General features: G+C 33.9%; 10 protein-coding genes. 4 read left to right on the forward strand and 6 right to left on the reverse strand.

Annotated features, from left to right (window positions below):
• Nucleotides 1-489: 489 nt before the first annotated feature.
• Entirely contained in the window at nucleotides 490-3099 is a 2610-nt protein-coding gene (gene ppsA / locus F9279_RS01990) for a phosphoenolpyruvate synthase (RefSeq protein WP_152110944.1), read from the forward strand.
• A gap of 52 nt (nucleotides 3100-3151) precedes the next feature.
• Here ppsA and F9279_RS01995 read toward each other — a convergent pair whose 3' ends face one another.
• Nucleotides 3152-4720 (reverse strand): histidine kinase N-terminal 7TM domain-containing protein, encoded by a 1569-nt coding sequence (locus F9279_RS01995; protein WP_152110945.1) that lies wholly within the window; start codon nucleotides 4718-4720, stop codon nucleotides 3152-3154.
• A 294-nt stretch (nucleotides 4721-5014) separates the two neighbouring features.
• Here F9279_RS01995 and F9279_RS02000 point away from each other — a divergent pair, with 294 nt between their 5' ends.
• Nucleotides 5015-6079 (forward strand): P1 family peptidase, encoded by a 1065-nt coding sequence (locus F9279_RS02000; RefSeq protein WP_152110946.1) that lies wholly within the window; start codon nucleotides 5015-5017, stop codon nucleotides 6077-6079.
• 105 nt (nucleotides 6080-6184) lie between these two features.
• On the opposite strand, the gene F9279_RS02005 is transcribed toward F9279_RS02000, so the two are convergent.
• Nucleotides 6185-6736 (reverse strand): GNAT family N-acetyltransferase, encoded by a 552-nt coding sequence (locus F9279_RS02005; RefSeq protein ID WP_152110947.1) that lies wholly within the window; start codon nucleotides 6734-6736, stop codon nucleotides 6185-6187.
• A 219-nt stretch (nucleotides 6737-6955) separates the two neighbouring features.
• Nucleotides 6956-7867: a LysR family transcriptional regulator gene (locus tag F9279_RS02010; protein ID WP_152110948.1), complete on the reverse strand. Its 912-nt coding sequence runs from the start codon at nucleotides 7865-7867 to the stop codon at nucleotides 6956-6958.
• A 127-nt stretch (nucleotides 7868-7994) separates the two neighbouring features.
• On the opposite strand from F9279_RS02010, the gene F9279_RS02015 reads away from it, so the two are divergent.
• Nucleotides 7995-9317, forward strand: coding sequence for an aspartate aminotransferase family protein (locus F9279_RS02015; RefSeq protein ID WP_152110949.1), 1323 nt, complete (start codon nucleotides 7995-7997; stop codon nucleotides 9315-9317).
• Entirely contained in the window at nucleotides 9314-9877 is a 564-nt protein-coding gene (gene cysE / locus F9279_RS02020; protein ID WP_226793108.1) for a serine O-acetyltransferase, read from the forward strand. Before F9279_RS02015 ends, cysE begins: the two co-directional genes overlap by 4 nt.
• A gap of 75 nt (nucleotides 9878-9952) precedes the next feature.
• Here cysE and F9279_RS02025 read toward each other — a convergent pair whose 3' ends face one another.
• Genes F9279_RS02025 through F9279_RS02035 form a run of 3 tightly spaced genes read right to left on the reverse strand, consistent with a single transcriptional unit; the run spans nucleotide 9953 to nucleotide 12561 of the window.
• Nucleotides 9953-10765 carry an ABC transporter permease gene (locus F9279_RS02025; RefSeq protein ID WP_193224401.1) on the reverse strand — a complete coding sequence of 271 codons (813 nt, stop codon included), beginning with the start codon at nucleotides 10763-10765 and terminating at the stop codon, nucleotides 9953-9955.
• Nucleotides 10762-11739 carry an ABC transporter ATP-binding protein gene (locus tag F9279_RS02030; protein WP_152110951.1) on the reverse strand — a complete coding sequence of 326 codons (978 nt, stop codon included), beginning with the start codon at nucleotides 11737-11739 and terminating at the stop codon, nucleotides 10762-10764. Before F9279_RS02030 ends, F9279_RS02025 begins: the two co-directional genes overlap by 4 nt.
• Nucleotides 11740-11751: 12 nt before the next feature.
• Nucleotides 11752-12561, reverse strand: a complete 810-nt coding sequence (locus tag F9279_RS02035; RefSeq protein WP_152110952.1) for an ABC transporter permease — start codon at nucleotides 12559-12561, stop codon at nucleotides 11752-11754.
• Between the last annotated feature and the right edge of the window lie 166 nt (nucleotides 12562-12727).

Consider the following 12727-nt stretch of genomic DNA (forward strand, 5'->3'; position numbering starts at 1 on the left):
TTGATTACAATACTAGAGCTTATATTTCAAATCACTGCAATAATACTACTTCTTTGTTCTATCTATTTTTATCGCTATTTCATAAAAGTCAAGAGAGAGACAAAACTTAGTTTAGGACAGAATATCATATATGTAGTAACAAACATTGCATTATTTCTTTGCTCAGCTAGTTATTTACTTTTACTATTAAGTAAATAATAGACTGAACGACACAGGATAAACTTCTTAAACGTTATAGTGATGAATAAGAATTTTAAATAATATAACTGGAAAATAAAGGGTTATTTAACCAATTCGTCCGTCTTTTTTTCAAAAATAAAAAAAGAAAAGAACAGTTTCATTAATAAACTCTATCTCTCCCTAGTTTAATTATAGCATGCTGAACAGACTTTTATTAGTCTGTTTTTTCATTATTTAGTTGATATGATTAATCAAGTGAAGTAGCTATTTTCAGCTACAATTTAAGGTGTTTCTATAGGAGGGAATAGAATGGGACCATATGTGTTGGATTTTAGCGAAGTGGATCATACGAAACAAATGCTAGTAGGTGGAAAAGGAGCGAACTTAGGAGAGCTTAGTAAGATTCCTGATATTTCCGTACCAGAGGGCTTTTGTGTGACAACATTTGTGTTTAGAAAAACATTAGAACAAAATGAGTTATTGAACACATTATTTGGTCAGCTAAAGTTGCTTTCAGTGGAAGATAGAGATCAAATTAGGGATATTAGTAGGAAGATTAGACAACAAATAATGATCACCAAAATTCCTTCTAACGCTCAGCAAGCAATTTTTCTTTCTCTTAAAAGGTACGGTGATGATCATGCCTATGCCATTCGTTCAAGTGCAACTGCTGAAGATTTACCACATGCTTCCTTTGCTGGGCAACAAGATTCCTATTTAAACATAAAAGGGAAGACTTCTATATTAGAACATATTCGTAAATGTTGGGCTTCCTTATTTACTGATCGTGCAGTAACGTACCGTATGCAAAACGGGTTTAGTCATGACAGAGTATATTTATCTGTTATTATTCAAAGAATGATTTTCCCAGAGGTTTCAGGAGTAGTATTTACTGCAGATCCCTTGACGTCAAATAGAACAGTACTCTCTATAGATGCGAGTTTTGGACTAGGAGAGGCAATTGTTTCTGGCATAATTTCAGCCGACAATTATAAAGTGCAGAAAGGAAAGATAATAGAATCAAACATTGCTAGTAAAAATAGGGTGATGCATGTATTAGAGGAGGGTGGAACAGAAATAAAGGAACAAGACTTACTTGTTAAAAATCAATCTAGTCTTTCAGAGGATCAAATTATACAACTTGAGAAAATATCCAGAAAAATTGAAGCTTATTTTAAATGTCCACAAGATATTGAGTGGTGTTTGATAGATAATATATTTCATATTGTTCAAAGTAGACCCATTACGACTCTATTTCCCATCCCTATAGAAACAGACCAAGAAAAGCATGTCTATGTTTCTGTTGGTCACCAACAAATGATGACAGATTCCATGAAGCCATTAGGATTATCATTTTATCTTTTAACAACGAGTGCACCAATGAAAACAGCTGGTGGACGCCTATTTGTTGATATTACTAATCACTTAAATATTCCATCTAGCAGAAAAAATATAATAGATTCACTCGGAAAATCCGATCCACTTATAAAAGATGCACTGATGACGATTGTGGAGAGAGAAGGATTTTTAGAATTTTTTCAAAAAGAAGAAACAATGCAAGCATTTGAGAAGAAGGAAGAAAAATCTTCTAGTAAACCAATGCCAGATGAAATCGATCCTACTACTATCTCTACCTTAATCGAGAAAAATGTAACCTCCATTAAGGAATTACAGAAGAACCTCCATTTGAAGTCTGGTAGTGAGCTAATTAACTTTATTATAGAAGACATCCATATATTGAAGAAGCACTTATTTGATCCACAGGGCTTAAAGGTGATTATGGCTACGATGGAGGCTTCAGCATGGATTAATGAAAATATTTATAATTGGTTAGGAGAGAAAAATGTAGCTGACATTTTATCTCAATCTGTACCAAACAATATAACATCGGAAATGGGTTTAGCACTCTTAGACGTTGCCGATGTTATTCGACCTTATCCAGAAATAATAGAATACTTAAAAGAGGTAAGAGAAGATAACTATTTAACAGAAATAGTTAATTTTCATGGTGGAGTAAATGTACAACGTGTAATTCTTCGTTTTCTCGAAAATTATGGAATGAGATGTGCTGGTGAAATTGATATAACAAGAAATCGATGGAGTGAAAAACCTAGCACTATTCTGCCGATGATTTTAGGCAATATCAGAAACTTTGAGACGAATGCTAGTAAGAAAAAGTTTGAGAAAGGACAACAGTTTGCCTGGAAAAAAGAGCAAGAAATAATGAATAAATTGAAGGAATTACCTGATGGTGAGAGAAAAGTATTAGAAACCAAGCGAAGAATTGACCTTATTCGTAACTTTAGCGGATACCGAGAATATCCAAAGTACACTATGATTACAAGATATTTTCTATATAAACAAGCATTATTAAGGGAAGCTCATTCTCTAGTTGAAAGAAAAGTTCTTATGGAAAAAGAAGATATATACTATCTCAACTTGGAAGAGCTGCAAAAAGTAATCAATACGAAACAAGTAGATAAGCAAATGATTCAGCAGCGTAAGAAGGACTTTCTATTTTATGAAAAGCTAACACCTCCACGTGTACTAACATCAGATGGAGAAATTCTTATGGGGAAATATAAGCACGAAAACCTTCCAGCTAATTCATTTGCTGCCTTACCGGTTTCTACTGGAGTTGTGGAAGGGCGTGCCAGAGTGATACTAAGTATGGAAGATGCAAAGTTAGAAAAAGGAGATATATTAGTCACAAAATTTACGGATCCTAGTTGGACACCTTTATTTGTAGCGGTAGTTGGTTTAGTTACAGAAGTTGGTGGGCTAATGACTCACGGTGCAGTTATTGCACGTGAATATGGTTTGCCTGCAGTGGTAGGGCTAGAAAACGCTACTAATATAATAAAAGACGGACAAAGGATTAGACTTAATGGTACAGATGGTTATATAGAATTATTATAGATATTCATTTGCATTTATTGAAAAAAGTCACTGAAATCCCTCAGTGACTTTTCTATTGCATACTATATTCCTTAGTATATGGTTGACTATTGTTTCTTCCCTTTTGTTTTGCAGTATATAATGCTTCATCTGCTTCTCTAATTAATTCATGTATGGTGTCACCTAAGCAACTAGGGTGAACATAGTGAGAGGATATTCCTAAACTTAATGTCGTTTGAATCTTCTTGTTATTTTTAAGAAGAAAAATTTCTAATACTTTTTGCCTAATTGTATCTGAGAGAATAATCGCTTCTTCTATTTTTGTATTTGGAAGAAGTATGATAAATTCTTCTCCTCCGTATCTGACTATAATATCGTCTTTTCTTATACTCGCTTTTGCTATTGCTGCTACATGAGTTAAGACCATGTCTCCTGTTAAATGTCCATATTGATCATTGATTTTTTTGAAATGATCAATATCAAACATGATTAAGGAAAGGTTTCCGCCATTATTTTCTGTGAATTTAAGTAATTCTTTATATTCTTTTGTGAAATAGGTACGATTATATACTTTAGTAAGACCATCTATAGAGGCAAGCTTTTTTAATTTTTCTTGCATTTCTATTTTTTCAGTCATATCAATAAATGTTAGGATATGACCAATTATTTTGTTGTGCTTATCCTTCACCTCAGAGAAATGAACTTGATAGTAGGTTTTTCTGTTTTCGATAACACAATGATATTCACAATCTTTCTTTTTAATGAGGAGTTCCATAAGATGCTTGTTTTCTGATAGTGTGTTCTCTAGAGAATATCCTATTATGGAAGACTTTAAAGAAGGTATCACGACCTTCATGGCTTGATTAAAATCAAGTACCATTCCCTCACGATTTAATACAAGGACTCCCTCTTTCATTCTTTCGAATATGGTATCTCGAAAGATGGGTGTTACATGAAACATTTTAAACGATACAAGTGCAATAAAATGAAAAACAAAGGAAAGACTCATAGAAACTGGGCCAAAATCGATACCATATGGACTTAAATCATTTAAGTAAAAATAGTTAGCAATGATTGGAGTAAGTAAACCAGCTATCATCGTTAAAAGTTGAAATTGAAATATTCTACTATTATTTTTCCATTGAAGAACCAACGTAATAATACTTGCTGTTAAACAAAGTACAAGATAAAGAGAATGTAAATAAAAAAACGGTCCATAAGTAAGATCTATAATAGGAAAAGGTGTATCTACTCTCAACTGTACTGAAGTGTAATATAAATGATGAAGGCCGTTAGTGGTTTGCATCAAAACAGTTAAACATGGTATAGCAAATAATAAATAATAATTACGGAGACTAAGTTTTTTTCCTATATATTCTGTACACATTAGAAAGACAAAAGCTGGAATAAATGGCATTACAAGATATTCCAAACTTAACCAATAGGTTATTTCTTTTAATGTAGTACTAGTTAATTCAAAACAATAAAAAATAGAAAACAAGGATGAAAGAATTGTAACAATTACATAGTGTTTTGCACCTGGAGCTCTCCTTAGTTTAAAGGAAGCAAATAAACTTAAAAATAAGCTTAGTCCAGCTGAAAGGGAAATGATTAAAATATATATAAGTAAGTCATTATTCATAGATATTACTCCATTAATATTAAATCTTTGATCGGGTTTGATGCATATATTCTAATTATACTTTAAGATGGCATTAGTAGGTAGCTATTTCGTCATGCTATTAGATTGAATGTTTAAAATAATTATTTAGTGCGAACGAAATCTATATAGGAATTAACTATAGAATTTTGTTGAGAATGTTAAATTTAGTTTAGAATTTTTATTATTATATAGTAATAAGATAAGGTGCTTATCAAACAGAATGTATATAAAATTATATCGTATCTATACTTTCTAAAAAAAGGGGGATATATCATGTATAATCAAAAGAGAATAAGAGATTATGGAATAGAGATAGGGCGCTTAAAACCAGGTGCTCTAAATGCAATAACAGATGTAGAGGGAGTTACTGTTGGACATGTTACGCTTAGTAAAGGCGATATGCAAACAGGTGTTACAGCTATTCTTCCACATCAGGGTAACATTTTTAAAGAAAAGGTAATGGCTGCTAGCCACATTATTAATGGTTTTGGAAAAACGACAGGAACAATACAAATAAATGAGTTAGGTACTTTAGAGACACCGATCATCCTTACTAATACGTTAAATGTAGGGATGGCATCTGATGTACTTATTGATTATATGCTAAAACAGAATCCTGAAATTGGTCGTACAACTGGAACGGTGAATCCTATAGTTGCTGAGTGTAATGATATGTATTTGAATGATGTTAGAGCGAAATTTGTACAGAGAGAGCATGTACTAGATGCTTTAGAGAATACGGCAACCGAATTTAAAGAAGGAGCTGTTGGGGCAGGAACGGGAATGCTCTGTTATTCATTAAAAGGAGGGATTGGCTCAGCTTCACGGATAATGGAATTAGAGTATGGTTCCTATACAATGGGGGTTTTGGTGTTATCCAATTTTGGTATATTAAGTGATTTAAACATCAATAATAAACCAGTTGGAAAAGAAGTAAAGAAAGCTCTTATTGAGTCTTATAAGGAAGAAGACAAAGGTTCTATCATTATCATTGTAGCAACAGATTTGCCTGTATCTGAAAGACAGCTTAACCGGATTTTAAAGAGATCTGTTACAGGGTTATCTAGAACTGGCTCCATTATCACTAATGGAAGCGGGGAAGTGGTGATTGGTTTTTCCACTGCTACTAAAATTCCTCATGAAAAAACAAATGGCACTCTTTCTATTCCAACAATTCATGAAGAAGACATAGATATGGCATTTAGAGCCATTGGAGAGGCAGTAGAAGAGGCCATCCTTAATTCGTTATTCACAGCTGAAGAAATAGTAGGAAGAGATGGTCATAGACGACCTGCATTAAAAGATTTATTGCACAGGTATCACATATCTCTGGATTAATAGGTTAGCAAAATTTTAGGTAAAAGGATTCTCTTTCTAGAGTATCCTTTTACCTAAAATCACTTTGCTCAACTAATAGTAACCTTCATTTGGTTGCTATATTCCTTAACAATCATTAAACCTAGCCATCATATAGGTAGTATAATAGTTTCCATCAGATAGAATTCTATCATTCTTAAAACAACCTTCTATTTCAAAACCAAGCTTTTTATATAATTCTATTCCTCTTGTATTTGTTTCAAGAACGCCATATAATTCCATTTTTTTAATATCATTGCTATCAGCCCACTTTATGGTTTCTTGCATAAGATTTCTGCCAACTCCATATCCCCAGTAATCCTTTAAAACACCAAGTCCAAACTCTACTTTATGAGCAAATCTTTTTAAATCATTACCAATACATCTTGAATAACCAATGATTTTCCCATTGATTTCAGCTATTAAGAATAATCTTTTAGAATGTAAAGTATCAATTTCTATCAGTTTTTCAAATCCAAAAGGGTCAATATAATCTTCCCCTTTTTCGCGATCCATATTTTCTGATTCCCCATCAATTTGAAGTCTTAATTCAGATAATGATATGGCATCTTGATTTGTTGCATTACGAATAGTATATTTTAAGCCTTTTACATGAAAGAATTGCTTATTCACAATCATTTAACACACTCCTTAAAGATTCATTCTATGTATGTAGAAATCTATTATACTTCCTACCACTATTTTACAGAAGAGGTATTAGATATTTTTCCCTTGTAAAAAGTAAAGTGTTAGTAGAAGAGTACACTTCTATCGTTATACTTGCATGCTTTTTCGTTTATAAGTAGTGAAAATAGAAAAAATAAAAAAGTGAAATCACGCTCAATGTTTTAAGTATCTTCAATCATTTGTAATCACTTTTTCAGCTTGTTCTTTTATTGCTTCACTAACAAGTTGAATAGCACGGAGAGACATCTGAGGCTTACGTGCAACAAGAAAAATATGGCGTGAGGTTTTTGGAATTAAGTCCAAAAGATGAATTCCATCCGTGTGTTTGCTAATTGCTAATTTAGGTAAAACAGCTATAGCCAGATTATTCGCTACAACTGCTTGCATAGTGGAATAGCTTAAAAATACATTCTTCACATTGGGTTGATAGCCTGCATTTCGACAAAGAGTTCTTGTATATTCGGATAGATATGTCCCTTCAGGCTCCATAACCCAGTTTTCTTCCATAAGATCCTCCATTTTAATCGAAGAATAGATTTTTAAAGGGTTATTATTTCCGATTAAAATTTTGAGATTATCTGTACCTAATTCGATGAAGCTTCGGTCTTTTTGAATAAGCAGTTGATTCTTTTCAAAATAAGCAACAACTGCTAGATCGAATTGATGTGAATCAAGTGCAGGTAGGCTTTCATCTGGTTCCATTTCTGTTAGTTGAATGGTTAGTAGAGGATGTTTTTTTTCTACTTTTGCTATTGCTGGAATAACAATATGTCGCAAAGCACTCGAAAAAGAAGCAATTCTTATTGTTCCTTGAATAGCATCAGAAGTATCATTGAAAGAATTTTCGATTTTTTCTAGTTGATGAAGAATAGGTCTTACTTGCTTTACAAGGTGATAGCCTGCATGAGTTAATTGGACTTTTCTTCCTTTTTTTTCAAAAAGGATCGTTTGTGTTTCTTTCTCTAAAAGGTTGAGTTGTTGAGAAACAGTAGCAGTACTAATATACATTACTTCCGCGACACGCTGCATAGTCCCTAGTGTTTCAAATTGTACAAGCAATTGTAATCTCCAAGTATTAAGCATAATGGCACTCCTTTTTAGTTTATCTAAAGATATTGTTAAGAAAAACCTGATTGTTTAATGATGATTATTCATTAATAATAAACGTTAAGAAAGGTAAACGTAAATAGCTAAAAGGGAGAGATGGGAAATGATAGAACCTTATGCAAGAAGAATGGACCCTTGGAGAGATGTTAAGAGGCATGTTGGAAGGTATGGTGCTCCTTTTTTTATCCCAGAAATTATCGACTATGCCAAGGGAAGCTATCTGTATACAGAAGGAGGAAGGAAAATATTAGACTTCACGTCTGGTCAAATGTCTTCCACAATCGGCCATTCTCACCCTGAAGTAGTAGCCACTTTAAGGGAATCAGCGGATCGACTAGATCATTTATTTAGTGGAATGCTTTCCAGACCAAGTATTAATCTCTGTACACATATTGCGCAGACAGTAACAGATCCACTCACAAAGGTTATTCCTTTATCAACTGGATCTGAAGTGAATGAGGCTGCAATAAGAATGGCTAAGCTAGTTACTGGAAAATTCGAGGTTGTTTCCTTTAATCGATCTTGGCATGGTTTAACAGAAGCTAGTGCTGGTGCTACCTATGCATCTGCTCGTAAAAGTGGGTTACCTGGTTCGCCGGGCCAACTAGCAATTCCTACCCCATACGATTATCGACCAGATTTCTTAGATGGGAATGGGAATTTTGATTGGCAAAAACAACTTGATTATGGTTTTGCTATGGTGGATGCTCAATCTGTAGGAAGCCTTGCAGCTTGTATCGTAGAACCAATTGTTTCAGGAGGTGGTATCCTTGTTCCACCACCTGGATATTTAGCAGAATTAAAGAAGAAGTGTCAGGAGAGAGGGATGCTTCTTATCTTTGATGAAGCACAAACAAGCTTTGGTCGAACTGGACATTGGTATGGCTTCCAACATGATGGAGTAACGCCTGATATTTTAACATTATCTAAAACGCTTGGAGCGGGTTTACCACTTGCCGCACTAGTAACAACAGATGAAATAGAGCAAAAAGCTCACGAGAAAGGTTTTGTTTTTTATACCTCTCATGTTAATGATCCATTGGTTGCAGCGGTTGGCTGCACAGTAATGAATGTTATTGAACGAGAAAACCTTTTGCAAAAAGCACAAGAAAAGGGAGAATATTTAGCAAAAGCTCTTAAGAACTTGGTGAAGAAGCATGAAGTGGTTGGTGATGCTAGGGGTAGAGGCTTGCTACAAGGTATTGAAATTGTAAAGGATAAGACTAGTAAGGAACGCTCAGAAGAAATTGGAGATCAAATAACGGCAAGATGTTTAGAATTAGGACTTCATATGAATATTGTTTGCCTACCTGGTATGGGGGGCGTTTTCCGAATAGCACCTCCGTTAACGGTAACATATGAAGAGCTAGATGAAGGGCTTTCCATTCTCGATCAAGCAATTACAGATGTGGAGAATAAACGATGAAGCTACAAAAGATAGAAAGAAGTACTTTTCGTGCAAGGAAAAAGTTTTCATTTTTCCAGGAAATCAAAATGGTTCGAGACTATGATCCTTCTGTAACTTCTAATTTACAAGTGATTCTTACTTATTCAGGGCTACATGCAGTTTGGTTTTATCGATTATCTCATAAACTATGGAAAAGAAAGCTGCATTTAGCAGCACAGTGCATTTCTCAGTTTGCTCGTGTATGGACTGGTGTTGAAATACATCCTGCTGCCAAAATCGGAAAAAGATTGCTTATTGATCATGGAACAGGCGTAATAATTGGTGAAACAGCAATAATCGGAGATGATGTAGTAATCTATCAAGGAGTAACCCTTGGAGGTGTTGATAACCAACCAGGAAGAAGGCATCCACGTATCGGGAATAAAGTTTTTATTGGAGCCGGAGCAGCAGTGTTAGGAGCTATCACAGTAGGGGACGGTGCAAAGGTTGGTGCATTAGCGCTAGTATTAAAGGATGTCCCAGCAGAACATACTGCAGTTGGTAACCCTGCAAGGTTTATACCACCGAAAAATAGATGAAATGCTTTATCTATTACTTTATAAAATAGATGAATGAGGACTAAAAAATCTGTAGTTCTCTTTCATCTATTTTGCTTAAAACAATACCATATTTCCAGTTTCTTTTGCGTGTTTTTCTGCTTTCTTTAAAAGAATGATAGATACTCCAAATAAAAAAGTTAGTATAGAAATTAGGATTGAAATGGATAAGGCAAGCTCTATTACGCTTTTTCCGTTTAGTATCAATTCACGAAAAATTTCAAGGACATATGTTAAAGGAAAAAGTAGTCCAATCCATTTTCCCCAAAAAGGAATTGCTAGTATAGGGATTCTTACTCCTGAAAAAAACTGCATGGGCTCTTCAAAGAGAGTGAATAATATTCCAGCATCTCGTGAGAATAAAAAGACAATATTTAGAAATCCTCCCCAAATGACTGCGGAAATACTAAGAAGAATAAAACCAACTGGTACATTCCACCAAGAAATATCTCCAGCATGACCAGTTAGTATTAACATGAAAAAAGTAAAGGCGGTAAACAGCCATACTGCTTCCAGTAAATTACCTGCAGCTCTAGAAAACATTACGGCTATTCGAGAAACTGGAGATAAAAAAATTAGTTCAAGAGTTCCAGCTTGACGTTCATGTGACATTCCCCAAGCAGACTGAACAAGACTCCAAAAGAAAATATACGCTAAATAACCAGTTAATAAAAATAATGTTATGTCATCTACATCCATATATTTAGAGAGTGGACTTGTTTCAGATAAATTAAATGGTTTAAAAGAATAATAGGATGTAACAAACAATAAACTTGGCCATATCAATAACGAGAAGTATATAAGTTTATTGTGAAAATTATGCTGGTGACTTTTGATTGTTTCTGCTATTAGAATGGAGAGTATATTCATGATAAACTCTCCTTTGCTAAAGTGAGAATGGCGTCTTCTAAGCTAGGTCTTTTCATTTCTAAAGATTGTATGGAAATAGTTTCTGACATACATAAATTAAGAAGTTTGGATGTTGGATCAAACTCTGCCATTATTTCTATAACCGTAGCATCAATTTGTTCGGTAAAAAGAATACTGCAATCAGTCATGTTTTGTTTAATATTTTCCACTTGAGGTTTCGATAAGGAACTTGTAACTACTTTTAAATGGAATTTTTTCACAACGGTTGAAATAATATTTTCAGGAGTATCGTGTAACAGCAAAGAGCCTTTTTCTATAATATAAACTCGATCACAAAGTTCCTCTACTTCTTCTAGATAATGACTAGTTAGTAATATTCCTTTCCTTTCTTCTTTTGCTAATCTTTTCACCATTTGACGTAATTGTTTTGCTACTGGAGCATCCAGCCCTAGTGTGGGCTCATCTAAAAATAAATATTTAGGATCATTAATCAGCCCTCTAGCAATCTGCAATCTTTGTTTCATCCCCTTAGAGTACAATTCAACAGGGGTATCAGCAGCTGTTGTAAGACCAACCTCCTCTAGTAAACTAGAAATTCTAGTTTCTAGTTGCTTCCCTTTTAATCCATAAAGCTTTCCGAAGTAACGCAGGTTTTGAATGCCACTAAGCCGCCAGTATAACATTCGCTCTCCACCTGCTATCATATTCACTAAACCTTTTACTTGCATGGCATCATTTACTATATCCAAGCCATCAACAGTTATTCTTCCTTCTGAAGGATTTAATAAGGTTGAAAGCATTTTAATTGTTGTTGTTTTTCCAGCACCATTTAAGCCTAGTAGACCAACTATTTCTCCTTCTTTAATGCATAAATGAAGGTTTTTCACTGCGTTGATTCTTTTTCTTTCTGTTCGGAAAAGGTGTTTCTTTTTCTTTACTATATAATTTTTACCTAGATTACAAGCTTCAATCACTATGTTCACTCCTTATCCAAAATGTTTTTCTAGTACACTCTTTTCCATTTTTTTAATAAAATAAGTACCAATAGGAAAATAAATAATACCAATTACAATCATTCTCCATATAAACGGCCATATTTCTACTAGAGATTTACCTTCAATCCAAGTTAACCTTAATGCATCTACTCCATAAGTGAGGGGCATTATGTTTCCTATCCAGCTAAAAGTTTCTGGCAGAAATTCTACGGGGAAGGTGATACTGCAAACTAATCCCATTAAGACAAAAAGTGTGTTTTGCGTAATATATGTATCTCTGAAATAGAGCATGAACGATCCTAATACAAGTGCTTGACTAAAGGTAGCAGCAACCAATAGAAGTAAAACAACCAGCACATTTAGCCAGTTAATATCTTGTAAGTACAGACCAAAAAAATAGCCAGTCAAAATGATTACCAAAAACTCTATTATTACTCGTGTTAAACCTTGAGCTACATATCCTAAGAAGTAACCTTTACGAGAAGAAGGAGATAATAGCAAAGCTTCTAAAGTTCCTTCTCTTAGCTCTGTAATAATGGCTCTACTCACAATCATTAAGAGAGATACTGAAAAGGAATAAAGTACTCCACCTAATATTACATAAGATAAATAATCATCTGTTCCAGAATAGGAGGAAAAGCTTCCAGCCAGTTCTTCTTTAAAAACATAATAGTATGTGAAGTAGGCAAAAATGATAATGTAAAATCCTGTTAAGATATGACCTATAAAGAAAGACCAAGGAAATGCTCTTTTCATCACTTGATAATTACGTAAAAAAGTTGCAGTAAATGGTAACCACATACTAATCCTCCTTTTTTTCCATAAATGGTGTATCAAAATATTGACTCAACTTTCGCACCAGAAAAATAAGTGCTAATCGTTGGTTGTATTGTTTTTAAGGTCTATTAAATATATGGCTTGACAATGTTATTAAAAAATGAAAAAACACCTCGATCTTTGGTATAGT

It is taken from the genome of Bacillus sp. B1-b2 (genome assembly GCF_009183415.1).
Taxonomy (GTDB): domain Bacteria; phylum Bacillota; class Bacilli; order Bacillales; family Cytobacillaceae; genus Niallia.

Coding starts and splice junctions, on each gene's coding strand:
- F9279_RS02025 (WP_193224401.1), bottom strand. CDS start 10,765: ATGAATATACTCTCCATTCTAATAGCAGAAACAATCAAAAGTCACCAG.
- ppsA (WP_152110944.1), top strand. CDS start 490: ATGGGACCATATGTGTTGGATTTTAGCGAAGTGGATCATACGAAACAA.
- F9279_RS02010 (WP_152110948.1), bottom strand. CDS start 7,867: ATGCTTAATACTTGGAGATTACAATTGCTTGTACAATTTGAAACACTA.
- F9279_RS02000 (WP_152110946.1), top strand. CDS start 5,015: ATGTATAATCAAAAGAGAATAAGAGATTATGGAATAGAGATAGGGCGC.
- F9279_RS01995 (WP_152110945.1), bottom strand. CDS start 4,720: ATGAATAATGACTTACTTATATATATTTTAATCATTTCCCTTTCAGCT.
- F9279_RS02015 (WP_152110949.1), top strand. CDS start 7,995: ATGATAGAACCTTATGCAAGAAGAATGGACCCTTGGAGAGATGTTAAG.
- cysE (WP_226793108.1), top strand. CDS start 9,314: ATGAAGCTACAAAAGATAGAAAGAAGTACTTTTCGTGCAAGGAAAAAG.
- F9279_RS02005 (WP_152110947.1), bottom strand. CDS start 6,736: ATGATTGTGAATAAGCAATTCTTTCATGTAAAAGGCTTAAAATATACT.
- F9279_RS02035 (WP_152110952.1), bottom strand. CDS start 12,561: ATGTGGTTACCATTTACTGCAACTTTTTTACGTAATTATCAAGTGATG.